General features: G+C 57.1%; 28 protein-coding genes and 1 pseudogene. 15 read left to right on the forward strand and 14 right to left on the reverse strand.

Annotation, left to right across the window (positions count from 1 at the left end; translation table 11 throughout):
- Positions 1-246: 246 nt before the first annotated feature.
- Complete coding sequence (locus ACKLKD_RS24030; RefSeq protein WP_004203750.1) at positions 247-489, forward strand: DinI family protein; 243 nt, start codon at positions 247-249, stop codon at positions 487-489.
- 171 nt (positions 490-660) lie between these two features.
- Here the strand turns inward: ACKLKD_RS24030 and ACKLKD_RS24035 are convergent, their stop codons facing one another.
- Positions 661-1,797, reverse strand: coding sequence for a glycosyltransferase family 9 protein (locus ACKLKD_RS24035; RefSeq protein ID WP_165931874.1), 1,137 nt, complete (start codon positions 1,795-1,797; stop codon positions 661-663).
- On the opposite strand from ACKLKD_RS24035, the pseudogene ACKLKD_RS24040 reads away from it, so the two are divergent.
- From ACKLKD_RS24040 to ACKLKD_RS24050, 3 genes and pseudogenes are all read left to right on the forward strand, one after another.
- Positions 1,792-1,947, forward strand: a pseudogene (locus tag ACKLKD_RS24040) (hypothetical protein). The gene ACKLKD_RS24035 and the pseudogene ACKLKD_RS24040 overlap by 6 nt on opposite strands.
- A 95-nt stretch (positions 1,948-2,042) precedes the next feature.
- A complete protein-coding gene (locus ACKLKD_RS24045) occupies positions 2,043-2,543 on the forward strand; it encodes a YbaK/prolyl-tRNA synthetase associated domain-containing protein (RefSeq protein WP_080924366.1) in 501 nt (166 codons plus the stop codon).
- Between the two features lie 116 nt (positions 2,544-2,659).
- Positions 2,660-3,106, forward strand: a complete 447-nt coding sequence (locus ACKLKD_RS24050) for a DUF441 domain-containing protein (protein WP_080924365.1) — start codon at positions 2,660-2,662, stop codon at positions 3,104-3,106.
- Here the strand turns inward: ACKLKD_RS24050 and ACKLKD_RS24055 are convergent.
- Positions 3,090-3,884 carry an AraC family transcriptional regulator gene (locus tag ACKLKD_RS24055; RefSeq protein WP_025713441.1) on the reverse strand — a complete coding sequence of 265 codons (795 nt, stop codon included), beginning with the start codon at positions 3,882-3,884 and terminating at the stop codon, positions 3,090-3,092. The two genes, ACKLKD_RS24050 and ACKLKD_RS24055, sit on opposite strands and share 17 nt — an antisense overlap.
- Positions 3,885-3,990: 106 nt before the next feature.
- Here ACKLKD_RS24055 and ACKLKD_RS24060 point away from each other — a divergent pair, with 106 nt between their 5' ends.
- The gene (locus tag ACKLKD_RS24060; RefSeq protein ID WP_165931875.1) at positions 3,991-5,166 is read left to right on the forward strand and encodes a CynX/NimT family MFS transporter; all 1,176 of its coding nucleotides are present in this window, start codon (positions 3,991-3,993) and stop codon (positions 5,164-5,166) included.
- Between the two features lie 31 nt (positions 5,167-5,197).
- On the opposite strand, the gene ACKLKD_RS24065 is transcribed toward ACKLKD_RS24060, so the two are convergent.
- The gene (locus ACKLKD_RS24065; RefSeq protein WP_080924363.1) at positions 5,198-5,890 is read right to left on the reverse strand and encodes a CTP synthase; all 693 of its coding nucleotides are present in this window, start codon (positions 5,888-5,890) and stop codon (positions 5,198-5,200) included.
- Positions 5,891-6,035: 145 nt separating this feature from the next.
- On the opposite strand from ACKLKD_RS24065, the gene ACKLKD_RS24070 reads away from it, so the two are divergent.
- On the forward strand, positions 6,036-6,545 hold the full coding sequence (locus ACKLKD_RS24070; RefSeq protein ID WP_025713444.1) for a DUF523 domain-containing protein: 510 nt from the start codon (positions 6,036-6,038) through the stop codon (positions 6,543-6,545).
- A gap of 4 nt (positions 6,546-6,549) precedes the next feature.
- Positions 6,550-6,888 carry a DUF488 domain-containing protein gene (locus ACKLKD_RS24075; RefSeq protein ID WP_165931876.1) on the forward strand — a complete coding sequence of 113 codons (339 nt, stop codon included), beginning with the start codon at positions 6,550-6,552 and terminating at the stop codon, positions 6,886-6,888.
- Here the strand turns inward: ACKLKD_RS24075 and ACKLKD_RS24080 are convergent.
- On the reverse strand, positions 6,878-7,117 hold the full coding sequence (locus tag ACKLKD_RS24080) for a DUF333 domain-containing protein (protein WP_080897221.1): 240 nt from the start codon (positions 7,115-7,117) through the stop codon (positions 6,878-6,880). The two genes, ACKLKD_RS24075 and ACKLKD_RS24080, sit on opposite strands and share 11 nt — an antisense overlap.
- Before the next feature lie 303 nt (positions 7,118-7,420).
- Between ACKLKD_RS24080 and ACKLKD_RS24085 the strand changes: the two genes are divergently transcribed.
- From ACKLKD_RS24085 to ACKLKD_RS24100, 4 genes are all read left to right on the forward strand, one after another.
- Positions 7,421-8,434 carry a sensor domain-containing diguanylate cyclase gene (locus ACKLKD_RS24085; RefSeq protein ID WP_025713447.1) on the forward strand — a complete coding sequence of 338 codons (1,014 nt, stop codon included), beginning with the start codon at positions 7,421-7,423 and terminating at the stop codon, positions 8,432-8,434.
- 57 nt (positions 8,435-8,491) lie between these two features.
- Positions 8,492-8,593 (forward strand): YoaK family small membrane protein, encoded by a 102-nt coding sequence (locus ACKLKD_RS24090; RefSeq protein WP_004150782.1) that lies wholly within the window; start codon positions 8,492-8,494, stop codon positions 8,591-8,593.
- Positions 8,593-8,667 (forward strand): protein YoaJ, encoded by a 75-nt coding sequence (gene yoaJ / locus ACKLKD_RS24095; RefSeq protein WP_117125385.1) that lies wholly within the window; start codon positions 8,593-8,595, stop codon positions 8,665-8,667. The genes ACKLKD_RS24090 and yoaJ overlap by 1 nt, the downstream gene beginning before the upstream one ends.
- Before the next feature lie 119 nt (positions 8,668-8,786).
- Entirely contained in the window at positions 8,787-8,912 is a 126-nt protein-coding gene (locus ACKLKD_RS24100; protein WP_087805954.1) for a hypothetical protein, read from the forward strand.
- A 59-nt stretch (positions 8,913-8,971) separates the two neighbouring features.
- Here ACKLKD_RS24100 and ACKLKD_RS24105 read toward each other — a convergent pair whose 3' ends face one another.
- From ACKLKD_RS24105 to fraE, 4 genes are all read right to left on the reverse strand, one after another.
- On the reverse strand, positions 8,972-9,235 hold the full coding sequence (locus ACKLKD_RS24105; RefSeq protein WP_004203731.1) for a DUF2534 family protein: 264 nt from the start codon (positions 9,233-9,235) through the stop codon (positions 8,972-8,974).
- A gap of 129 nt (positions 9,236-9,364) precedes the next feature.
- On the reverse strand, positions 9,365-10,003 hold the full coding sequence (gene leuE / locus ACKLKD_RS24110) for a leucine efflux protein LeuE (RefSeq protein ID WP_025713448.1): 639 nt from the start codon (positions 10,001-10,003) through the stop codon (positions 9,365-9,367).
- 89 nt (positions 10,004-10,092) lie between these two features.
- A complete protein-coding gene (gene lpxP, locus ACKLKD_RS24115; RefSeq protein WP_025713449.1) occupies positions 10,093-11,007 on the reverse strand; it encodes a kdo(2)-lipid IV(A) palmitoleoyltransferase in 915 nt (304 codons plus the stop codon).
- A gap of 672 nt (positions 11,008-11,679) precedes the next feature.
- Positions 11,680-12,723: a fructose-asparagine asparaginase gene (fraE, locus tag ACKLKD_RS24120; RefSeq protein WP_025713450.1), complete on the reverse strand. Its 1,044-nt coding sequence runs from the start codon at positions 12,721-12,723 to the stop codon at positions 11,680-11,682.
- A 307-nt stretch (positions 12,724-13,030) separates the two neighbouring features.
- On the opposite strand from fraE, the gene ACKLKD_RS24125 reads away from it, so the two are divergent.
- Entirely contained in the window at positions 13,031-14,239 is a 1,209-nt protein-coding gene (locus ACKLKD_RS24125; protein ID WP_080897222.1) for an HD-GYP domain-containing protein, read from the forward strand.
- Between the two features lie 72 nt (positions 14,240-14,311).
- Positions 14,312-16,096: a sensor domain-containing diguanylate cyclase gene (locus ACKLKD_RS24130; protein ID WP_025713452.1), complete on the forward strand. Its 1,785-nt coding sequence runs from the start codon at positions 14,312-14,314 to the stop codon at positions 16,094-16,096.
- A gap of 6 nt (positions 16,097-16,102) precedes the next feature.
- On the opposite strand, the gene ACKLKD_RS24135 is transcribed toward ACKLKD_RS24130, so the two are convergent.
- Positions 16,103-16,993 carry a LysR substrate-binding domain-containing protein gene (locus tag ACKLKD_RS24135; protein ID WP_025713453.1) on the reverse strand — a complete coding sequence of 297 codons (891 nt, stop codon included), beginning with the start codon at positions 16,991-16,993 and terminating at the stop codon, positions 16,103-16,105.
- 140 nt (positions 16,994-17,133) lie between these two features.
- On the opposite strand from ACKLKD_RS24135, the gene ACKLKD_RS24140 reads away from it, so the two are divergent.
- Positions 17,134-18,642, forward strand: coding sequence for a UbiD family decarboxylase (locus ACKLKD_RS24140; RefSeq protein ID WP_087805956.1), 1,509 nt, complete (start codon positions 17,134-17,136; stop codon positions 18,640-18,642).
- A gap of 70 nt (positions 18,643-18,712) precedes the next feature.
- Here the strand turns inward: ACKLKD_RS24140 and ACKLKD_RS24145 are convergent, their stop codons facing one another.
- The 3 genes from ACKLKD_RS24145 to ACKLKD_RS24155 form a co-directional block, all read right to left on the reverse strand.
- Complete coding sequence (locus tag ACKLKD_RS24145; RefSeq protein ID WP_080897224.1) at positions 18,713-19,123, reverse strand: Spy/CpxP family protein refolding chaperone; 411 nt, start codon at positions 19,121-19,123, stop codon at positions 18,713-18,715.
- Positions 19,124-19,256: 133 nt separating this feature from the next.
- Positions 19,257-19,943 (reverse strand): EAL domain-containing protein, encoded by a 687-nt coding sequence (locus ACKLKD_RS24150; protein ID WP_025713456.1) that lies wholly within the window; start codon positions 19,941-19,943, stop codon positions 19,257-19,259.
- A gap of 627 nt (positions 19,944-20,570) precedes the next feature.
- Positions 20,571-21,203: a helix-turn-helix domain-containing protein gene (locus ACKLKD_RS24155; RefSeq protein WP_080897226.1), complete on the reverse strand. Its 633-nt coding sequence runs from the start codon at positions 21,201-21,203 to the stop codon at positions 20,571-20,573.
- 566 nt (positions 21,204-21,769) lie between these two features.
- Here ACKLKD_RS24155 and ACKLKD_RS24160 point away from each other — a divergent pair.
- The gene (locus ACKLKD_RS24160) at positions 21,770-21,967 is read left to right on the forward strand and encodes a hypothetical protein (RefSeq protein WP_025713458.1); all 198 of its coding nucleotides are present in this window, start codon (positions 21,770-21,772) and stop codon (positions 21,965-21,967) included.
- Between the two features lie 112 nt (positions 21,968-22,079).
- Here ACKLKD_RS24160 and cydB read toward each other — a convergent pair whose 3' ends face one another.
- Positions 22,080-23,090 (reverse strand): cytochrome d ubiquinol oxidase subunit II, encoded by a 1,011-nt coding sequence (cydB, locus tag ACKLKD_RS24165; RefSeq protein ID WP_080924359.1) that lies wholly within the window; start codon positions 23,088-23,090, stop codon positions 22,080-22,082.
- Positions 23,087-24,493: a cytochrome ubiquinol oxidase subunit I gene (locus tag ACKLKD_RS24170; RefSeq protein WP_080897228.1), complete on the reverse strand. Its 1,407-nt coding sequence runs from the start codon at positions 24,491-24,493 to the stop codon at positions 23,087-23,089. The genes cydB and ACKLKD_RS24170 overlap by 4 nt, the downstream gene beginning before the upstream one ends.
- Positions 24,494-24,516 lie beyond the last annotated feature (23 nt).

Consider the following 24,516-nt stretch of genomic DNA (forward strand, 5'->3'; position numbering starts at 1 on the left):
AATATATATACAGTAGTTTTGCCGGTTTTGCGGGTCAATATAGGCTCCAGCTATCAATTGTCCGCACTGAGATAACTTATTGATGTCACTGAAAGTCAGCTTCAGTGGTGACGAACTGTTTGGTGCTTTTGCGCGCAGCCCGCCCGCCGCGCGAGGTGGCGGACGAGAAACGCGGCGGCATTTGCTTGACACTGTACATTAATACAGTAAAACTATCGCCCGCGATCAGCATACAGAGGACAGAAGATGTTTGTGGAACTGATTTATGACAAGCGCAATTTTGCCGGTCTGCCGGGTGCCAGAGAGACCATTCTTAACGAGCTGACCAAACGCATGCAGCGCATTTTCCCGGAGGCGGAAGTCCGGGTGAAGCCGATGATGACGCTGCCGGCGATCAACACCGATGCCAGCAAGCATGAAAAAGAGCTGATCAGCCGCACGGTACAGGAGATGTTTGAAGAGGCGGATATGTGGCTCACTGAAGAGTGATGGCCATCGTCGCTCAGCGCGGCCACATCTTTAAGAGCTTTCCCGGATGTGGCAGGGCGGCGGGCAACAGTACAATAGCGGCGGTTGCAGACTGGCAATGCAACCTTCGTTCACCTGCTGGCTCTTGCATACGGCCAGCAGGTGAGCCCTACCAGCCCGCCCTCATCGCCCTTACAGCGTCTCCGGTAGCGCCGCTATAATTCTATCCACCAGCTCGCGATGCTGATACACCTTCCCGCATTTAACGATGATCTGTCTGGCGTTGTCATACCCCGGCGCCCACAGCCGGTTATTGAGCAGAACGTCCTTATAGACTGCGATCAGCGGCTTGTTCCACGCCGCCGCCATATGCACCACCGAGGTGTCCGGGGAGATAATCAGCTCGGCCTGGGCAATCAGCGCCATCGCGTGATGCAGCGTGTTAAACGGATTAACCACCACCTCCGCTGGCAGCGGGATACGGATCTCGCGCCGGTGATCGAGCAGAATAACCGCGATCCCCGGATAGCGGGCCAGCAGTTTGTCGAGCAGTTCCGCCAGCTGCGTCTGGGACAGGCTGCGGTCGGCGTGGCCGGCAAAAATATTAATCACTACCGCTTTTCCGCTCAACGATGCCAGATACTGCGCCACCTCCTGCATAATCGGCCCGGGCACCGCCAGGTCATAGGTGTCCAGCCCGCGGGTGTCCAGTTTGAGATAGTCGGCGATCAACGCGAACGTCTTCGTCACGTGCCAGCGCTGGCAGTCAAAAGCAAAAGAGTGGGAGTAATACTTAATTGATGGCCATTTATTAAAGCCGAGCACTGATTTGGCTTTTATTTGTCGGAAAAGCCGCAGGCGATGCACGGGAATATCGAACAGCGAAGGGTCAATAATAATATCGTACTTATTATTAGCCAGTTCATTAATAACGTCGCGGGGAACGTTATGGTTAAATTTACGCAAAAAATCGGCGGAAGTGACCGGTTCGGCTTCATAAATATGGCGGATCCGCGGGTTATAACGCATCACCTGGCTATTGGATGTCGTGAGCAGAAAATCAACGATATAGCCTGACTGATGGAGGCATTTCACCAGCGCGGAATCCACCACCACATCGCCGACCGCCCCCTCATTGCGCATCAACAGGACGGTTTTCGCGGACGACAAATCCACCGGCTGACGGCGTCGGCGATCCCAGATCGCTTTCGCCACCCCCACCCGCAGGGCATTACGTACTTTCTTAGTAAAGTAATTCCGCCGTCTGTTGAGTTCCCTTATTTTATTAAACTTCTTGCGTGGGGAACCCTGCATGGTTGCATCGTGCATCATCCTAACCTCATTACGGCAATTATTAATATTCTGTGTCGTCCGATAGAGACTAAGTGAAATAAAAAAAGTTCGATTGAAAATGAAAATCATTCTTTTTTTATTTACAAAACTCATCTGCGCCCGCGAGATTGCACCACAGCACTGTGAAGCAATAATGAGTGAATAGTGAATTTCCTGACCCACCGTTGGCAGGCTGGCGCAACAGCGCTAAGCTGACGGCTTTATGATGTCAGGAGGACGCTATGCTTGAAGCAGTAGAAGGCAATATCCACCAGCGGCTGTGCGCGCTGCTCGACCAACACCAGGCGCGCTACCGGGTGGTGGCGCACGACGCAGTCGGCCAGTGCGAAGCCGTCTCCGCGATCCGCGGCACCGCGCTTGGCCAGGGCGCAAAGGCGTTAGTCTGTAAAGTAAAAGGAAACGGCGTTAACCAGCATGTGCTGGCGATCCTCGCCGCCGATCGGCAGGCCGATCTCGCCAGCCTGGCCCGGCATATCGGCGGCAGTAAAGCCTCGCTGGCCAGTCCGGCGGAAGTGGATGCCCTCACCGCCTGCGTGTTCGGCGCCATTCCGCCGTTCAGCTTCCACCCGGCGCTGCGGCTGGTGGCCGACCCGCTGCTGTTTGAGCGCTTTGCACAAATCGCCTTTAACGCCGGACGCCTGGACCGGTCGATCATTCTCGATACCGAAGACTACTTACATATCGCCCGACCGGAGATCGCGACCTTTCGCCGTCTTAGCTAACCAGGCATCTGCCCTGATTTCCGCCGTATGGCGTAAAAATCCTGTTTATTCACGCTGCGGTGCGTAGAGTAAGCGGGATATTTTTTGGCATTCTTTTTTGGCAAGGACCTCTGTATATGCTTGATACCACCCTGTTGATCCTGCTGGGCCTGGCGGCGCTCGGCTTTATCAGCCATAACACCACCGTAGCGATCTCTATCCTCGTGCTGATTATCGTGCGCGTTACACCGCTGAATACTTTCTTTCCCTGGATTGAAAAACAGGGGCTGACCGTCGGGATCATCATTCTGACCATCGGCGTGATGGCGCCTATCGCCAGCGGCACGCTGCCGCCGTCGACGCTGATCCACTCCTTTATGAACTGGAAATCACTGCTGGCGATTGCGGTCGGGGTATTTGTCTCGTGGCTCGGCGGGCGCGGTGTCTCCCTGATGGGCTCCCAGCCGCATCTGGTGGCCGGGCTGCTGGTCGGTACGGTGCTTGGCGTCGCCCTGTTTCGCGGCGTCCCGGTCGGGCCGCTGATTGCCGCCGGGATCATCTCGCTGTTTATTGGGAAATCGTAGCCAGGCTGCCGTGATAGCGACCCGGCGTCTGCCCGAGCCCTTTCTTAAACATGGTGATAAAGGCGGTGGTGGAATCGTAGCCCAGCGCCTGGGCCGTCTGCTGCACCGTCTGCCCGCGGATCAGCAGCTGCAGCGCGAGGATCAGCTGCAGCTGATGGCGCCAGCGGCGAAAGCTCAGCCCCGTTTCGCGCACCACCAGGCGCGCCAGATTGCGCTCGCTCATCGCAAACACCGCCGCCCACTGGCTCAGGGTCTGCCAGCGCGCCGGATCTTCGGCCATCATCGTCACCATCTGGCGAATTTTTGGGTGATTTGATACCGGCAGCTGCAGATGCTCCTGCGGCTGGCGGGGCAGCTCATCAAACAGAACCTGCACCAGCCGGGCCGTGGCAGGGGCGGCCAGCAACTCCCCGCCGCGTTCCGCCAGGGTGAGGATCAGCTCACGCACCAGCGGCGAAATCTTTAACGTACAGCAGCGGTCCGGCATCGGCGCGGCGCCCGGCTCGATGAACAGGAAGCACACCTGGGCGCCCGGCGTGGCGCGGTTACTGTGGGAAAGCTGTCCCGGGACCCACACCGCATACTGCGGCGGCACCATCCACATCGCGTTCTCCACCTCGCAGGTCAAGGCGCCGTGCAGGGCCAGGATCAATTGCCCCTTACGGTGGGAATGCGCCGGAATATACTGTTCCGCCTCCACTACCTGAATACGAAAGGCAATGGCCGATTCGTGACCACTGTCCGGTTCATAACCATCCAGACCCAGTCCGATCATCATGTTGTCCGATATTAGCGATAATCTGTCATTTTAGCTTGATTTAAACAGGGGACAAAGTCGCTATCGTAACCCCCTCGTTAGTTACCTTGAGAATGATATGTCTTCTGTGATCTCCTCTACCGGCCGCCGCCCCGCGCTGCTGATTGTCGGTATCTTGCTCATCGCCACCACCCTGCGCGTGGTCTTTACCGGCGCGGCGCCGCTGCTGGACGCGATTCGTAGCGACTATGGCCTGACCACCGCGCAGACCGGGCTGCTCACCACCTTGCCGCTGCTGGCCTTTGGCCTTGTCTCACCGCTGGCGGCGGGGGTTGCCCGCCGGTTCGGCATGGAACGCAGCCTGCTGCTGGCGATGCTGCTGATCTGCGCCGGCATTGCCCTGCGCTCCCTGCCCTCCGCTGCGCTGCTGTTTACCGGCACGGCGGTGATCGGCTGCGGCATTGCGCTGGGTAACGTGCTGCTGCCCGGGCTGATTAAACGGGATTTCTCGCAGCATGTCGCGCGGATGACCGGCGCCTACTCCCTGACGATGGGTGGCGCGGCGGCGCTCGGCTCGGCGCTGGTGGTTCCCGTGGCGCTGGCCGGATTCGGCTGGCGCGGGGCGCTGTTGCTGCTGATGGTCTTCCCCCTGCTGGCGATCCTCAGCTGGCTGCCACAGTCCCGGCGCCGGGCGGAGGCGCCATTGACCGGCTCTGGCGCCATGCATAACCGGGGGATCTGGCGGTCGGCGCTGGCCTGGCAGGTGACGCTGTTCCTCGGCATCAACTCGCTGGTCTATTACGTGATTATCGGCTGGCTGCCGTCGATTCTGCAGAGTATGGGGTATAGCGAAGCGCAGGCCGGCTCGCTGCATGGCCTGCTGCAGCTGGCGACCGCCGCGCCCGGCCTGGCGATACCGTTGATCCTGCATCGGCTGCGCGACCAGCGCGGGATCGCCGTGCTGGTCGCCCTGATGTGCGCCATCAGCGCCGCCGGGCTGTGGCTGCTGCCAGGGCTGGCGATCGGCTGGACGCTGCTGTTCGGCTTTGGCTCCGGAGCTACCATGATCCTCGGCCTGACGTTTATCGGCCTGCGCGCCAGCTCGGCGCACCAGGCCGCGGCGCTGTCAGGGATGGCGCAGAGCGTCGGCTATCTGCTGGCCGCCTGCGGGCCACCGCTGATGGGCAGGATCCACGATGCTAATGGCGACTGGCATATTCCGCTGCTGGCGGTGGCGCTGATTTCGCTGGTGATGGCGGTCTGCGGCGCGCTCGCCGGACGTGACCGGGAAATTCACGCCTGAAGATGACCGGCAGCGCCCGCTGCCGGTGGGTTTATTGTGCCGCGGCGCGAAGAAACGCCTGCACCAGCGGCGCGGGACGCCCGTCCAGCGCGTGGCGTTCATGCTGGAACAAGGTGGCGACAAAAAACGGGTGCGTCACCAGCTCGACGGCGCGGATCTCGCCCTCTTCATCCCAGCCGGTGACGCGCAGATCGCCCTGTTCCAGCTCCCCTGCAAACGCGCTGCTCACGCCGTAGCGGCAGTGGTAGCCCTCTTCAATGCTTTCCCGGCCATAGGCGCGGGCAATCAGCGTATTCGCCCGCAGCTCGACAACGGCGGAGGTCTCCACCAGCGAACAGCTGAGGGGAGCGATCACCATCCGCCCTTCGCTGTCGGTTTCCGCATGACCGGCATCCTGCCAGCCGAGTACGTTACGGGCGTATTCAATCACCGCGTGCTGAAAGCCGCCGCAGGTGCCGAGGAAAGGGATGCCGTTTTCACGGGCATAGCGGATCGCGGTAAACGCGCCTTCCGGATGACGATACGGGCTACCGGGAACGACCCAGACGGCATCGTACTCGGCCAGCGCCTCGCCGGAAACAATCGACGGGGTGGCGAGCCAGTCATATTTCACCGGCTGTTCAAGCACCGCGGCGGCATCGTCTATCGCCAGGGGAATAGCCTGATGGGCAACAATATCGGGGTGATAATCGCCGACGAGGGCGAGGCGTAAAGGGGTTTTCATAGCAGGTTCCTTATGTCTGGACGAGACGAGCAGCACAAGGCACGTCAGGATAGCGATCCCTCCTGTGGAACACAATCCTTATTTTCGCCCCACCGCCCCCGCCGGCGGGTAAGGTATACTGGAGCAAGCGCGAAAGGGAGAGAGGATGAAAAGTAAGCTTTTGGTCAGCGCCTGCCTGATGGGATTCCAGGTGCGGTATAACGGTAGCGAGAAGGCACAGCTGGCGGCGACGCTGTCCCGCTGGCAGCAGGCGGGGCGGCTGGTGATCCACTGCCCGGAGCTGGCGGCCGGTCTGTCCACGCCCCGTCTGCCGGCGGAGATCGTCGGCGGCGCCGGCGGGGATGTCCTTGCCGGGCGGGCGCGGATCGTGGAAAGCGACGGCCGCGACGTCACGGGACATTACCAGCTGGCCGCCTGGCTGGCGCTCAGCGCCGCTCGGGAAGCGGGCTGTCAGGCAGCGTTACTCACCGATGGCAGCCCTACCTGCGGCAGCCAGTTTGTCTATGACGGTTCCTTTCGCGGACGACGCAAAGCGGGAGCCGGGGTCGCGGCCGACCTGCTGCGCGCCCACGGCATCACGGTATTTTCCGACGGGCAAATCCCGCAGTTGCTCGCCTGGATGGCACAGAGGGAGCAAGATGATGATTCAGTGTAAACGGGTGTATGACCCACAGGAAAGCAGCGACGGCTACCGGGTGCTGGTCGACCGTCTCTGGCCGCGAGGGCTCAAAAAAGAGGCACTGGCCTGTGATGAATGGTGTAAGGAATTAACGCCTTCCACCGAGCTGCGAAAAGCCTTTCACGGCGAGGCGATTGATTTCGCCCATTTCAGCCAGCGCTATCGCCAGGAGCTTGAGGCTCATCGCGAAACGGGCCTGCGGCTGGCGGCACTGGCGCAGCGCCAGCCGCTGACGCTGCTGTATGCCGCGAAGAACACCGAGCAGAATCATGCCCGGGTGTTGGCCGCCTGGCTGGCGGCCCTGCCGGTTACGATTTAGTCGGATGATCCCGATGCCACAGCGCCCACTCGTCGAGGGTTTCGCCGCTGGGTAGTTTGCACTGGGTGCTGACGCCCTGCGGCGTTTGCACCGGCACCCGGGTACCGCCGGATTGCTGACAGTACACCGCCGCGGGATTGGCCATGCCGATGGTTTTCGTCGGCGCGGTGGACTGCGGCTGGGTACAGCCGGCTAATACCAGTGGCAAAATAGCCAGTAACTTTTTCATCGCGCCTCCCTTTCCTGAACGCCCGGGGATTTTAGCCTGAATCTCCATGTTTTCTCCATCTTGCCTGCACTTTTCCCCCGTAGAGTAGCCCCTGTTCTCGAACTGACCAGAGAACAGATCATTCCATAATCAATGAGTTTTTCCCCGTCGCCCCCGACGGGGCTTTTTTTTCCCGCCGCATGGACAAGTATTCCCCAAACAGATGTGATAAATTTAAAAAATATCACTGTTTATTCGACGCTGATGTCCGTTTGCAGCCCATTATGCTGGGGTGACGTTTGGCGTGCTGGAGCTGTATTATTCATGTCAGATTTTATTCTTGCCCGGGTGTCGCAAACCCTCGCTGCGGAACAGTCCCTGGAAACCCTGGTGCGTCAGCTACTGGAGATGCTGGAGGCGGTGACGCGAATGGAGTCCACCTACCTCACCCGCATCGATCTGAACGCCCAGCGGCAGCAGGTGATGTTCGCCCATAACAGCAGCGAAATGCAGATCCCGGAAGGATTTTCCGTCCCATGGAATGAATCCCTGTGCAAACGCGCCCTTGAGGATCAGTGCACGTTTTGCAATGACGTTGCCCGTCGTTGGCACTCCTGCATCGCCGCCCAGGAGCTGGGGATCGCCACCTTTTTCAGCATTCCCGTCCGCCTGGCCGACGGCTCGCTGTTCGGCACCCTCTGCGCCACCAGCCGGCAACAACAGCCTTATAACCTTGAAGGTGAACAGGTCATGGGCCTGTTCGCGAAGCTCATTTCCCACTACGTGGAAAAAGACACCCTGGTGCAACAGCTGCAGGCGGCTAACGTCGCGCTGGAGCTGCACTCGTCGACCGATGAGCTCACCCAGCTTCCTAATCGCCGCGCGCTGTTTAAGCAGCTGGCGCTACGCTTTGCCGCTGCCCGCGCCCAGCAACAGCAGGTGTCGCTCATTTTTATCGATCTTGACGGTTTCAAAGCCATTAACGATCGGTTCGGCCACCCGTGCGGCGACAGCTTCCTGGTGCAGGTCGGCGAACGGCTCACCGCCGTCGCGCGCCGTGAGGATATCGTTGGCCGCCTTGGCGGGGATGAGTTTTTGATTGTCGGTAGCGCCCAGGATCCCGCGGCGCAGCAGGCGTATGTCGCCGCACTGCGCGATGCGCTGTGCGGTATCTACTCTCTCGGTGCGCAACGGATCGACTATGCCGGAGCCAGTTTCGGGGTCATTACCTGCGACCCGCAGAATATCGATGTGGAAGCGGCCTTGCGCGCTGCCGATGATGCGATGTATCTGGATAAGAAATCCCGCCGTCAGGAGAATTTCATTCATATTGACTAAAATGCCGGGATATCCAGTATGATGCTGGGCATCACTCGTGGGTACAGGGACACTATCATGAAATTGGGTATTCTTTTTCCGGTGGCGATCTTTATTATCGCTGTCGTCTTTCTCGGCTGGTTTTTTGTCGGCGGCTATGCGGCGCCGGGTGGGGCATAATGAAAAAAAGCACCATTATCATGCTGATTGTCGCCATCGTAGCGGTCGCTGGTACCCAGTTCGGCTGGTGGTGATCGTCGCGGCGATATTGCGGAGTTATCCTATCCCATCAATAAGTTAACCCTTTACACTCCCGTTATCCACCGCGGCATTCTCAGCCCCGGGGAAAGAAGAGTAGCGGGAGAAGTAAGGGATGAAAAAACCGATCGTGTTACCGGTGATTATTGCGCTATGCACGCTGTTATCGGGATGCATTATTGACGATAGATATCACGCCCATCGCCATCACCACCATCATCACTATCATGACGATGATTAATCCTTCACGCTGTTGATGAGCGGATAAGACAGGGCGAACCGCAGTTCGCCCGTTGACGCTTAATCCTGACGCTCATCGCCGAGGAAAATAAAGCCGAGAGGAATAGCGAAGAGCGCGGTAAAGACAATGCTGTAAACTGTCACCATCGCCCCCTGCAGGAAGAACATGGACGTTGTCCACTCCGAGTATGGCATATTGTACTCGCTCACCACGCCCCCGAAGGTCGCCCGCCCCACCACCGCCAGCGCGATAGCAAACACCGCCGCAAGCGACAGACAGTATTTTTTGCAGTTTTTATTGCTGAGGAGTTTTTGCAGAATCATCCGGGCTTCCTTTTTGCTGAGCGATAAACGGCTGTATATGTAACACCAATGCAATAAAAAATGAAGGGTTTTTGTTACAGGGCAGGATAAGAGGCGGTGGGCCGGTCAGCGGGTAACCGGCCCAGGGGATCAGGACTGCAGCGTCGCCAGCCGCGCGGCAAAACCAACGAAAACCAGACCAATCAGGCTGTTGCCAAGTTTGGCCAGCTTCTTGCGAGTTTTGACGTAGCGGGTAACAAACGAGCCTGAGAGGATCAAAAAGCTCATATAGCAGAAGCTAATCATCTCGAGGGTCAGCGCCAGAATAAAGAACGCCACCCCGGGGGTTTTGGCATTCACATCGATAAACTGCACGAAAAACGACACATAAAACAGAATCGCTTTCGGATTGGTCAGGCTCAGGGTCAGGGAGCGCTTGAGGATCGCGCTCGCCGGCTCCGCACTGGCGTCAGTCTGGCCGTCGCGCTGGGTCAGCACCGCATAAAGCATTTTGCCACCCAGCCACAGCAGGTAGATCGCCCCGAGGTAGCGGACGACGTTAAACAGCACCGGCGTGGTCTTAATCAGCGTCGCCACGCCGGCAAAGGCCAGAAACATCAGCACCGCGTCGCCAATAAAGACGCCCGCCGCCGCCAGATAGCCTTTCTTCACGCCGTGGGCAATGCCCGTCTTCAGCACAAAAAACGTATTAGGACCAGGAACGAGGATGATAAAAATCGCCCCGACCAGGTAGGTCAAATAATTCAAAACACCAAACTCAGCGAACACTCTGCACTCCTTCGCGCACGACTAAAACATGATCCGGCTCACGTTACCCCAACTGTCGGGATTTTGAAAGCGCAGCCTGTGCGGGAAGGTTAATAGACGGAGGGTTCACCCAGCGGACGGGTTTTAAAACGGCGATGCACCCACAGATACTGTTCCGGGGCACGCAAAATTTCGCGCTCAATGACTTTGTTGATGTAGCCGGCGGCGATTTGCTTATCCTCACCCGGATAGTCATTCATCACTTCGCTAATATGCAGGCTGTAGCCCTGACGATCCAGCTTGCGCACCATGCTGATGCTCAGCATTTTCGCGCCCGATAAACGGGAAAGGACGTAGGTGCCGTTGGTGGTCGCCGCCTGTGGGACGGAGAAAAATGGCGCAAATACGCTGCCCTTAGGGCCGTAATCCTGGTCCGGAGCAAACCATACCGCTTCACCTGATTTCAAGGCATGTACCAGGCCGGTCAGGTTGTTGCGATCGATCATCGCTTTGTTCGAACGCAGGCGACCGCGGGTTTGCACCCACTCCATCAGCGGACTGTTGTGCGGACGATAGGTGGCCATCATTGGGCGACACAGCCCCATGGCGCGTCCGCCCAGCTCCAGCGACATAAAGTGCACGCCGACGACCATCACCCCTTTGCCGCCGCTAAGCGCATGATTAAGGTTGGCAAAGCCCTCGACATCAAACCATTTCTTGACCCGCTCGTCGCGCCAGAACCAGGCCATGCCGGTTTCGATAAGCCCCATTCCCAGCGACATAAAGTTCTGATCGATCAAGGTCTCGCGCGCCGCAGGTGACATCTCCGGGAAGCAGAGTTCAATATTGCGCCGGGCGATATGTTCGCGGCGTTTGAGAAAGCGTCGGGAAAGTCGTCCAACACTGGTACCGATAAAATGCAGCAACGGATAAGGCAGCTGAACGATCAGCCAGAGGATGCCGAGCCCAAACCAGGTCAGCCAGTAACGTGGATGTAAAAGCTGTTTATGAGATACGCAAGCCATGATTTTTCCTGTAAACATTAATTATGCGGTAACGCTTAAGGAAAACAGAATCCATTTATCATCATTAGGCGGTACGTACAGCAAGTTCGACAATATTAATCCGGCGAAATTCCCTCCGGCAAGTAAAAAACAACATGCTGACAAAAAAACATAATTCCGGCACAAATGTTACCAAATGTAAACTTAAACATAGCGTGCGACTTAATATATTCATCATGCATATCATTTTCATGCTAATCATCTGTGCGACTAGCGGCGAAAAGCAAAATCCATCGCTGTAACCCCTCTCCCGTCAGGGGCTGGCGCCCGCGGAGCCTCACCGTGAGAGGCCTGTCCGCGTTGTCCTGGGCACCGACGTTCAGAGAAATAATTAAAGCGCGTATCGCCACGGTTGCGTTATTTTTAATCCATCAGCGGCAGAAAGATTAAACGCACCTTAAGAGAATAATTAAGAATAGGCTTATTTAAAGTTGCTTTAAAAATAAGCGTTCTACCGCTCGCGAAAATTTTATTCTCCCCTCGCCGACCGGTAAAAAGATATTTCTTTACGCCTTATCGGAGGAAATACCCTGGATATCTGCTGAACGATGACCCACCCGCATTTACACCGCCGCCGGGTCACGAAGGGGAGAAATGCGGCGAAGGGAGAAACGATGCCCTCGCCGCAGAGGATCAATAGGTGTGGAAATATTGTTGGATCAGCTGCGGATCTTTCGTTTGCGTCAACGCCGTCATCAGCAGAATACGCGCTTTCGCCGGGTTGAGTGAATCGGCCACCAGCCCTGGCTGACTGTCATCCGGTGGTACAACGCCGCTGCCCGTGCGGGAGGCGCGCACCACCACGATGCCCGCCTGCTGCGCTTTTTTGATTCCGGCGGCGCTACGTACCGACACCGACCCCGCCCCGGTGCCGGCGTAGATAATACCATCGGCATGATGGGCGATCGCCGCATCGTACATATACTCCGGATCATCCTGATAGCCATAAATGATCACCACCTTCGGCAGGGTCTTCAGCTGACGCACATCAAACACCGAGCGCAGGGTGTGAATTTTATCCACTCGCGTTTCAAACTGCGGTTTCCCCCCGACCACGACGCCAAGGTAACCCTCCTCTGGCGCACGGAAGGTATCCAGCGAAGTGGCATTGGTTTTAGTGACAAAGCGCGCCGCGCCGATGCGGTCGTTAAGCACCACCATCACCCCGCGCCCGCGGGCATCCGGGTCGGCGGCGACCGTGACCGCTTCCAGCAGGTTCATCGGCCCATCGGCGCTGATCGCGGTCGCCGGACGCATCGCCGCGGTAAAGACCACCGGCTTGTTGCTTTTCACCGTCAGATTGAGGAAATACGGAGTTTCATCCAGGGTGTCCGTGCCGTGGGTAATCACGACGCCATCGACATCATCCCGGGCTAACAGGGCATTCACCCGCTGCGAGAGCTGCAGAATAATGTCGCTGGTCATATTTTCACTGCCGATATTCGCCACCTGCTCGCCCTCGACGTGAGCGATTTTACTCATCTCCGGCACGGCGTTAATCAGCGTCTGCACCCCAATCGCTCCGGCTTTATAGCCGGTTGTTTGGGTATTGCTCGCCGCCGAACCAGCGATAGTGCCGCCGGTGGCTAAAATAACGATATGCGGTAAGCGCGTCTCGCTGAACGCCAGGCTGCTCATCGTCAGTAACGCAATAGCCAGTAATGCTCTAAAATTCATACAGGTCACTCCCTTCATAGACATTAATCAAACTTACGCTTGCTTAATGCAAAGGGCTTGCCAGTATTTATTTATTTTTGGGGGGAGAAATGGTTAACTATCAGACAATAATAAGATTCTTGCCTGCACATCGCCCAAATCTGGTGCACGGCTGTCTCCAGTTTGGGCAAATGACATGAATCCATACATTCCGAATATTAACCGGTTCAGCCACACACAACACAACACGCATTGCGATCAGATTATCGACACTTCCGTCACCTGCGTGGTCAGCTTTGCCGCCAGGTAACGCGTACGGAGAACAGAAATGCGTATTGCCCTGAAGTCAGCCCTGATGCTGACCACCAGAGTCATTCAGATCATTAACCCTGAACTGCACCGGCATATGCAACGAACAGCCTTAATCGCCCTGACGCTGGCGCAAAGGCTGGGACTGCCCGCCGAGCGGCAGCAAACCATTTTTTGCGCCGCGCTGTTGCACGATATCGGCGTGCTGGGAGATAAACGCACCATTCGTTCGCTGGATGTTATCGACAACATTCACGATCCGCATCAGCATCAGGGGGCGGCAATGCTGGAGGGATTAGCGACCTTCCAGGCCATCGTCCCCTTTATTCGCGATCACCATTTTAGTTCGACCCACCGGGGCTCCCGCGAACAACATATCGTCTATTTCGCCGATGCCTTTGAACGGCTGCTGCCGACCGGGAGTCATGTTGCCGCCTGGCCCACCCGCGCGGTGGTGGAGACGTTCGTCTCCCTGCACCGGGAGATCGATCCGCCGCTCTGCGATACCCTGTGCGAGGTCGCCGAAAATGCGAACTTCTGGCAGCACCTTCATCCCGGCCATATTCAACGGCTGCTGGAGATCATTGGCCCCATCAACACGCGGTATCTGGATATTCACGGTCTGAAAGATATCTGCCTGTTGATTGCCAAAATTGTCGACACCTACAGCAGCTTTACCGCCAGCCACAGCATTATGGTAGGGGAAATCGCCTATCAGCTTGCCCGCTGGATGCAGCTACCAGAGCCGACCTGCCTGCAAATTCAGATTGCCGGCTATCTGCACGACATTGGTAAGATTTATGTCCCTCTTTCTATTCTGGAAAAAGAGGGCGAGCTGGATGATGACGAGCTGAATCAGGTACGCGAGCACAGCTACATGACCGGGGATCTCCTCAGCGACTACAGCGAGCTCGGCGACATTATTAACTGGGCCTCGAATCATCATGAAAAACTGGACGGTAGCGGCTATCCGCTGCATCTCGACAACAATCACCTGACGCTTGCCGACCGCATTATCTCCATCGCCGATATTTTTACCGCCCTGACCGAAGATCGCCCCTATCGTAAAGGGATGGCCTGGCAGGAGGCCTTACAGATTATGGAAGCGGATGTTATAAATGGCGCTCTGGATAGCGATGTCTTCCACGTTTTGCGCCGCCATGCAGAAACGCTACACGCCATCATTCTTCAGACCCTCGAACACCCCAGCCGTGAGAGCCGCTCCTGAAACGGGCCGCCGTTATGGCAGGGGCGGGTTCTATAATTAAAACAGCTTCATCTGCATGCAAGGAAATACAGGGTGAGAATCGCCACCATCACCAACTGGGCTTACGGGATAACCGTCGGCCTGACGCTGGCATCCGGGAGCGCCATGCTCATGGCCTCCAGCGCCGATCGCGTCGAACGCCAGGCGGTACAGCAACGCCAGGTCTTTGATACCCTCTCCGACGAGGTGGAAAACGACGCCTGGGCACTGTCTGATCTTGCCCGGCTGTACGTGGTTAAGCCTTCGCCGGAGACGCTGCAGCAATATCAGCAGCTGCAGCAGACCAACAAGAGTATTGAGCTGCGGCTGACCAGGCTGAAAGATAACGGCGCCAGCCGCGAGGAGCTGGCGTTGTTGCACGACGGTCTGCAGATCGCCGATGAGCTACAGGATGAACAGCAGGCCGCCTTAGCGCATGTCGCTCGCGGCGACGCGCCAGCAGCCATTGCGGTGCTGTACGGCAAAGCGTACGAGAGCGAACTGGAACGCATGCAGACGCAGATCGATCACTTTCGTCTGATGCTCGAGCATCGCGCCGCCGCGGCCATCGACCAGGCCACCGAGCGCTCGCGGATCTGGCGCACGCTGTCGGAAATCATGGTCGGCCTGACCGCCCTGATGTTTTTATTTGTCCTCGGCTTCATTCTCAAACGCCGGGTGCTCTACCCGGTGGTTCGCCTGAGCGACGTGGTCCAGCGTCTCGCCTCCCAGGATTATGCAGTGGAGACGCCGCACTTCAGCCAGGTGGATGAGATTGGCGATATGGCCCAGGCGATCCGCATTTTTCGCGAGAACGGTCTGGCTCGCCAGCAGCTGGAGCAGCAGCGCGACGCCGACTGGGCGATCCGCGAACTGCTGGCGCGCATGACCCAGCGCCTGCAGGGCTGTGAAACCATCGAGGATGTGATTATGGTGGCGGAGCGTTTTGCGCCGAATATCGCGCCGACGATCCCCGGGAAACTGTATATTCTGGATACCGATCCCTGGCAGATGCGCTGCGTGGCGCAGTGGCTGTCACCCGCCGGGGAGGAGCCCCCCTTTTCTCCTGACGACTGCTGGGCGATACGCCGGGGACTCAGCCATCCGCCAGTGCAGGGTGAGCCTGATATCACCTGCTACCATCTGCCGCAGGCGCACGCCGACCAGTCGCTCTGCGTCCCGCTTATTGCCCAGGGCGAAGCTATCGGTCTGCTGAGCTTTCAGAACGTCACCGCCAGTGATGGCCCTTCCCGGGCCTACCTGGAGCTGATGGCCGAAGCGCTGGGGCTGGCGCTCGCCAATCAGCGTTTACGCAGCGCCCTGCTGGAAAAAGCGCTGTTCGACTCTCTGACCGGCCTGCGTAACCGCCATCATCTTGACGAAGCGCTGCATTCGCAGATGGCGCTGGCAGTTCATACCCACACCCCGCTGAGCTGTCTGATGATCGATATCGATCACTTTAAAGCCATCAACGATCGCTATGGTCATGAAGCCGGGGATCTGGTGATTAAAAGCGTGGCGACCATCGTGCAACGCGCGGTACGCGATATCGGCATGGCTTTCCGCTACGGGGGCGAGGAGTTTCTGGTGCTGCTGCCTGGCATTGACGAAGCTGATGCGCACCAGTGCGCCAGCGAGATCTACACCCAGGTACATAATATGACGCTACGCGATGGCCTGACCGAGATAGGCCAGGTGGATGTGTCGATTGGCATCGCCAGCTACCCGCAGCATACCCAAAGCGACAGTCTGCTGCGCGCGGCTGACGCTGCGCTGTACCGGGCGAAGGAGCTGGGCCGTTCAAGGATTGTCAGCTTTGGTCGGCTGAAGACTGGCTAACCGGGTTTATTGCTCCGTGGCATTGAGCAGCGAAATAACTTTCCGCACCACCGCCGAACGGATATGGCGGTGGTAAACCATGCTCAGCTCACTCTCCGCCAGCCGGTCCTGCAGATCGATATACACCACGTTATCAAGGCGTAGAGCCCGCGCCGAGACCGGAACCAACGCTACTCCCACCCCGGCGGAGACAAGGCTAATCATCGAAGTGACATCGTTGACGCGCTGCGCCACCTGCGGCGTAAAGCCCGCGACGCGACAAGCGCCAATAAACACCTGCTCCAGCCCGGTGCCCTGCGGATCGTCGAGAGAGATCCAGTTGTCAGTCCGCAATGACGCCAGATTAAGGGCTGCCACGCCCGCCAGCGGATGCTGCTGATAGAGCGCCAGACAGAGCTTTTCCCGCACAAACGGCCTGACTACCAGCTCGTCCGGCGGCGAGGCCAGCGGCGCGCGGATAATGGCGATATCCAGGCGCAGGTCCTGCAGCGCGTCGTAGAGCATTTGCACATCGCCATGTACCAGCGACAGTTCAATGCCCGGCCAGTCAGTGCGCAGCGCGCGCAGCAACCCCGGCAGCTTGCTGTCATACATCGCGCTGGAGACATACCCCAGATGTAATTTTCCCTGCTCGCCTCGCGCGGTGCGCTGGGCGTCCAGTACCGCCTGATCGGCCATTTCCAGCGCCAGCCGCGTCTTGTGTAAAAAGGCCTCGCCCGCGGCGGTGAGGGTCAGCCGACGGTTAGCGCGGGAGAAAAGCACCACGCCCAGGCGCTGCTCCAGTTGTTTAATCTGCTGGCTGAGGGCGGGCTGAGCGAGATGTAACCGCTCCGCCGCCCGGTGCATATGTAACTCTTCGGCAACGACGACAAAATGGCGTAACGAACGAAAGGACATCTTCGTACTCCGCAGGCTTTATTGATAATAAAAAACTTATCAATAAAGCATGAATGATGCAATTGATAATACTTAGCCTGCAAAGCATACTGACCGCATTGACCAGTATTGACCAGCATTGACACGCCAAGGAGAACATCATGACCGCACCCATTCAGGATCTGCGCGACGCCATCGCGCTGCTGCAACAGCATGACAATCAATATCTCGAAACGAATCATCCGGTAGACCCTAACGCCGAGCTGGCTGGCGTCTATCGCCATATCGGCGCGGGTGGTACCGTTAAACGCCCTACCCGTATCGGTCCGGCAATGATGTTTAACAATATTAAGGGCTATCCACACTCGCGCATTCTGGTGGGGGTACACGCCAGCCGCCAGCGCGCCGCGCTGCTGCTGGGCTGTGAAGCCTCTCAACTGGCTCTGGAAGTGGGCAAAGCGGTCAAAAAACCGGTCGCGCCCGTAGTCGTGCCGGCCAGCAGCGCCCCCTGTCAGGAGCAGGTATTTCGTGCCGACGATCCAGACTTTGATTTGCGCAAACTGATCCCGGCGCCCACTAACACCCCGATCGACGCCGGCCCCTTCTTCTGCCTGGGGCTGGCGCTGGCCAGCGATCCTGACGACGCCTCGCTGACCGACGTCACTATCCACCGTTTTTGCGTGCAGGGCCGGGATGAGCTGTCGATGTTTCTTGCTGCCGGCCGCCATATCGAAGTGTTTCGTCAGAAAGCCGAAGCCGCCGGCAAACCGCTGCCGATAACCATTAACATGGGCCTCGATCCAGCTATCTACATTGGGGCCTGCTTCGAAGCGCCGACTACGCCGTTTGGCTATAACGAACTGGGCGTCGCCGGGTCACTGCGTCAGCGTCCGGTTGAACTGGTGCAGGGCGTCAGCGTCCCGGAGAAAGCCATCGCCCGCGCCGAAATCGTCATTGAAGGCGAGCTGCTGCCGGGCGTGCGCGTCAGAGAGGATCAGCACACCAACAGCGGCCACGCCATGCCGGAATTTCCAGGCTACTGCGGCGGCGCCAATCCGTCGTTACCCGTGGTCAAAGTGAAAGCGGTAACCATGCGGCAGAACGCGATTCTGCAGACGCTGGTAGGACCGGGGGAAGAGCACACCACCCTCGCCGGGCTGCCAACGGAAGCCAGTATCTGGAATACCGTCGAGGCTGCCATCCCGGGCTTTTTACAAAATGTCTACGCCCATACCGCGGGTGGCGGTAAATTCCTGGCCATTCTGCAGGTGAAAAAACGTCAGCCTGCCGATGAGGGGCGTCAGGGGCAGGCCGCGCTGCTGGCGCTGGCGACCTACTCCGAGCTTAAAAATATTATTCTGGTCGATGAAGATGTCGATATCTTTGACAGCGACGATATCCTGTGGGCGATGACCACCCGCATGCAGGGGGATGTCAGCATTACGACAATCCCCGGCATTCGCGGTCACCAGCTGGATCCGTCCCAGACGCCGGAATACAGTCCGTCGATTCGCGGCAAGGGCATCAGCTGCAAGACGATTTTCGACTGTACCGTGCCGTGGGATCTGAAATCGCACTTCGAGCGTGCACCGTTTGCCGAGGTTGATCCGCGCCCCTTTGCGCCAGAGTATTTTGCCCGTCTGGAAAAAAACCAGGGCAGCGCAAAATAAAGCGATAGCCGCCGGTAAACGGCGGCATCTTACAGCTCAGCGCCATCGGCGACAGATGGCTGAGACAGGGTTAGTTGACCGCGTCGGCGAGATCTTTTTTGACCTGCTCACGCTGCTCAGGCGTCAGCACCTGACTAACGTCGAAGTAGTATTTCACCCGATAATAGCGCACCTGCTGATCCAGCTGGCCAAAGGCGGCCAGCTGCTGTTTGACTTTGGCATCATCCCATTTCCCGGAGTGAATAACTTCAGCCAGAGCGCCGTCCTGATAGCCGCTGATTTTAATCTGGCTCACATTGTTTTCGAACCCCTGACGCAGCGCCTGGATTTTGGCGACCTGCTCCTCACTCAGTTTCAGATGCTGGACAACCGGATCCTGCGAGACCGACGGCACATCAGTCGAGGTCGACGCCTGACTGGCGGCGGTGAAGCTGGTGGTCAGAGCAAGAGCGATCAGGGTGTTACGCAAGCGAGTATTCACAGTGAATTATCCTTCAGGCAAGAAAAAGAGAGTGGATTATCACTGCGCTAATAAAGACTATCTGTAACAAAGGGTTAGTTTAAAACTGGACAAATAAAGCGTGGCAGGGAACAAAAATCAGCTTATCGGCGACTCAGCAGTGCAAAAAGATGTATTCATCTTTCCAGTAACGACCCTGACCGATGATATTGCCGGCCGATCCGATCAGCCGTTTTTGCTTCTCGGTTTCCACCCCCTCGACAATCACATGGCGGGTCAGAGCAGAGATAGCCTGTAACAGGCCGGGCAATGTGGGGTCGTCTTCTTTATCCCAAAAATAATCTTTATCCACTTTGACGCAATCGAAGCGAAATCTGTCCAGTAAGGCGAAAGAAGTGCGTCCGCGACCGAAGTCATCCAGCCAGACCGGGCAAAGCGCCGCCAGCGCGCTCAGCGTGGTGAGTTCGCTCCCGGCGATGAATTCATGAAAATTCTCATTAATTTCCAGCGCGATATGTTTACAGGAGCGTAAAAAATCACAGAGGTAGCGGTCCGCCAGAATAAACTGGCTTAATAAATCATCAATATTCAACGATACCGGCTTATTATCCAGGCGGGTAAAATCAAATACAGAAAGCAGCTCGATTTGGCGAGTGAATAGTGCAATCTTGTCGCGGTCGGTAAGCGTGGAGAAAGAAAACGTTGGCGCTGAGGTGATATTTTGTGCGGGTGCTATAATATCCTTAGTGAGCAATTCCCATGAGTGGTAGCTGCCATCATCGCTAATAGCCGGCTCCAGCACGAAGCGGTATAAGGTATTTTTCACGTTTTCTTCAACCATTTAAAAAATACCAAAAATAAGAAAGGGTTAAAGCATGTCATATATTTCCCGGCAACAAAAATAGTTTAAAATGATCGATAAAGATCATTCAATAGCTAAAATCTATCAACATATAATTTATTGATCGGTAAACTGAATTAATATAAATTAGCCACTGCTACAACGCCCGTTGAAACAACATTTAAAATATCGTTTTAAACCAGCCAGTTACCAGAAAACCCTCTGTAGTACAAACTGATATCCTGCTTTCCACCACTACGCCAAAAACAGCGATGCGTAATAAAAATGAAAAATACAAGCCGCCAGTTTTCGTTCCGAGGGATAGCGTAACGAGATAAACGCATCCCCCCTTCGCTGCGCCTGTTAAGCCATGCTCCTCATGGAAAAAGCGTTTCAGTCACTGAACCGTCATACTTTCCCACTACCCTGCCGCCAGGCAACGTGAAGTGGGTGATGGGTAGTGAAAAGAATAAACGTGGTTCCGCTGGCGCTGATACTGTTAATGCTCATCGCCAGCGCGTGGCTGGCCCCGGCCCCGCGCCATGCCGCCAGGGGGCGGTGTGTCTGGTTTGATGGAGCAGTGGTGACTTGTCTGCAAAGACAGCGCCTGGGCGAAGGGTTACCCCCTCATGCGCTGGCCAGACGATAAACCGGTACCCGCCGGGTGGTATTGAACAGATTGTCGCTGACCTCTACCTCTTCAGTGGCAATCCGCATACCGGAGCGCCGTAACTGCGCAATATCCGCCGCCACCCGCTGGCTGCCAAACCAGAACAGGGCATCGAGAGCGGTGACCGGTAAGCCGGCGAGAAGCGCCCGCTCAAGTCGCTCCCGCGCCGGTTTTATCTCCCGGGCGATCTGCTGGTACGGGGATGCCGTTAATCCTGTCGGATCGACACGACGAATGCGGTTTGACAGGCGGTAATGAAAGGCCTCCGGGATAGCCTGTAAATCTTGTTTCAGAGTGTAGACGCAGCCATACCGCTTACCATTGAAAACGGCGGCTTTGCGATTGAGCTGTAGTGCCTCACGCACGCTGGCGATAAGCTGAGGCGCCCGGACCAGCAGCAGGCGAAATGGCAGCTCGAAGCTGGTCACATAATCGACGTTCAATAGCGCAATGCGCAGCCGTTCCTCTGCCCCGGCCTGCAGCTGACGACACTCCTGATATACCTCGCGCCATTGCGCCCGCAGCCGCGGCGTCTCGCCGGCTTCGGTAAACTGGTATTTTTCAATATCGTAATCAATTCTCCCGGCCACCGTATCTTCCTTTCTCCATCAGCCCGGCATTATTCTATCACTCTCCGGCGCCGTCCCCTATGCCGACCGCCACGGCCCTCGCCGGTTATTTACGATACAGATAGCGGGTGATGACCACATCAAGAACAAACAGCAGAAAAATAACGCAGCTTAACCACAATAACCCTGCGAATAAATCAAGTAATTGCATCGTTGTTCCCTCGCCGTTGGTCATAACAAAAGGACACCCCATTACCATAAAGTAGTTAAGAACTGCCCTAACAGCCACACTATAAAATAATGTAATGCGTTAAACGCCCGTCATGCTTAATGGTTCATTTTATTGTCATTACTTTGTCATCATAAAATGTCTATCATCAACCGGACCGCCGGGTTATCTCTCCCATTCTGACCTTACGAGGACACGAGCGGCCACAGGTTTAACAACAGGGATAATATCGCCCCACCTGATCCAGAAGGTCATTGCATAATCTTATATCAGACACGATCGTCATCCTGCTGAATAATCCGTAAAAACGCCGTAAGCAATAAATACCCTGCTGATTGGTTTACCATGGAGAAATAAGATGCCTAGCGAAAAAGCCCGCAACCTTGACCATTTCTATGAATTACTGGCGACCGGACGGCACCAGAAAATCGAACTCGATTTTGATGTCGCCGCTGACGACTTTTTTAAAATCGCCAGCGAATTTGGCGAGACGGGTGCGAAAATCACCCGGGTGAACGAGCGGTTTATTATTAAGCTCTCCTCGCCGAAGGCATAAACACCCGGCCAGAGGAGGTGGAACGGCTCGCCGGTTTGTCCGCGCCCCTCCTGGTCCTCCCTGACCGGGTGGCGCGGCGCGCCGGTCAATCAGCATCCCGCTTGTTGGCCTCTCAGTGATAGCCTTCGCTGCCGGAGACTTTGCCGCGAAAGACGTAATAGCTCCAGGCGGTATACATCAGGATCACCGGGATAATAAGCAGCGCTCCCGGCAGCATAAACACCTGGCTGGACGGCGGCGCGGCGGCATCCCACAGGGAGATATGCGGCGGGATAATGTTCGGCCAGACGCTGATCCCCAATCCGCTGAAGCCGAGGAAAATCAGGCCCAGGGTCAAAATAAACGGGCGGGCATGGCTGGCGGGGCGCGCGCTCAGGCGCCAGATCCACAGACTCAGGACCAACACCAGAATCGGCACCGGCACGAACCAGAAGAAATTGGGCAGCGTGAACCAACGTTCCGCTATGTAGCGCCAGCCCAACGGCGTCCAGACGCTAACCACCGCGATCACCGCCATCAGCGCCAGCAGCACCTTGCGGGTCAGATCGCGCATCCGCTGCTGCAGCGCGCCTTCGCTTTTCATGATCAACCACGTGGTGCCCAGCAGCAGATAGGCCACCACCAGCCCCAGGCCGCAGAACAGATTGAAGGGGGTGAGCCAGTCCAGCGTCGAGCCGGCGAAGCGGCGGTCGGCCACCGCAAAGCCGTTGATAAACGCCCCGACGACAATCCCCTGGCTGAAGGTCGCCAGCAGCGAGCCGCCGGCGAAGGCATAGTCCCAGAAGGTGCGGTGCGAGGGGATCGCTTTGAAACGAAACTCAAACGCCACGCCGCGAAAAATCAGGCCAATGAGCATCGCCGTCAGCGGGATAACCAGCGCATCGGTGATCACCGCATAGGCCAGCGGAAAGGCACCGAACAACCCCGCCCCGCCGAGCACCAGCCAGGTTTCGTTACCGTCCCAGACGGGCGCCACACTGTTGACCATCACGTCGCGCTCTTCGCCATCATGCACCACGCTGAACAACATTCCGATGCCTAAATCGAAACCGTCCATCACGATATACATCAGGGTAGCGAAGACGATGATGACAAACCAAATCACCGAGATATCGATGCTCATGATGCGTTCTCCTCATCGCGCACCGGCTCTGCCGCCGAGAGCGGGCGCGCCGGCGTGCCCGCGGTTTGTGAGGTCAGCTCCGTCACCGGCTGCGGCCCTTTTTTAATCAGCCGGAAAATGTAGTAATACCCCACGCCAAATACGGCGCAGTAGACCACGATAAACACCAGCAGGCTGATGGCCATCTGCAGCGTACTGTGCAACGACACCGCGTCCCGGGTGCGCAGCAGGCCGTAGATCACCCACGGCTGGCGGCCCATCTCGGTGGTCACCCATCCGGCAACCAGGGCAATAAGGCCTGCGGGCCCCATACAGAGCGCAAACCACTGGAACGCTCGCGAGTGGTACAGCCGCCGCCGATAACGCAACCAGGCGCTGCAGACGCCTAAGGCGATCATCAACACGCCCATTCCAACCATGATGCGGAAGGACCAGAACACGACGGGCGAATAAGGCCGATCCTCTTTCGGGAAATCTTTCAGGGCCGGCACCTGTTTATGCAGGCTGTGGGTGAGGATCAGGCTGCCGAGCGCCGGGATCTCCAGACCATAGCGGGTACGCTCCTGCTCCATGTCCGGCAGGCCAAACAGCAGCAGCGGCGTGGCCTCACCGGGGCGATTTTCCCAGTGCCCCTCGATGGCGGCAATCTTCGCCGGCTGATGCTCCAGAGTATTCAGGCCATGCATATCTCCTACTAGCGCCTGGATCGGCGCGACCAGCAGCGCCATCCACATCGCCATCGATAACATTTTACGGATAGCCGGCGAATCGTTACCGCGCAGAAGATGCCACGCCGCCGATGCCCCGACGAACATAGCGCTGCTGAGAAAAGCGGCTATCGCCATATGGAACAAGCGATACGGGAACGAGGGATTAAAGATGATTGCCAGCCAGTCCTGCGGAATGAGATGGCCATTTTCGATGGTAAAACCCTGCGGCGTCTGCATCCAGCTGTTGGAGGCGAGGATCCAGAAGGTGGAGACCAGGGTGCCGAGCGCCACCATACAGGTGGTAAAAAAATGCAGCGCTGGCGGTACTTTGCTCCAGCCAAACAGCATCACCCCAAGGAATCCCGCTTCGAGGAAAAAGGCGGTCAGCACTTCATACAGCAGCAGTGGGCCGGTAATACTGCCGGCAAACTGCGAAAATCCGCTCCAGTTAGTGCCGAACTGATAGGACATCACTAAGCCGGAGACCACGCCCATCCCAAAATTGACGGCGAAAATTTTCAGCCAGAAGTTATAGAGCGAGCGCCAGACATTATCCCGGGTCCGCAGCCACAATCCCTCGAGCACCACCAGATAGCTGGCAAGACCGATGGTGATAGCCGGAAACAGGATATGAAAGGAAACGGTAAAGGCGAATTGCACTCGGGCAAGATGAAACGCGTCGAATTCAAACATATTCCACACCCATCATTGTGAAG

This window comes from Klebsiella sp. 10982 (assembly GCF_048589245.1).
Lineage (GTDB): Bacteria > Pseudomonadota > Gammaproteobacteria > Enterobacterales > Enterobacteriaceae > Klebsiella > Klebsiella quasivariicola.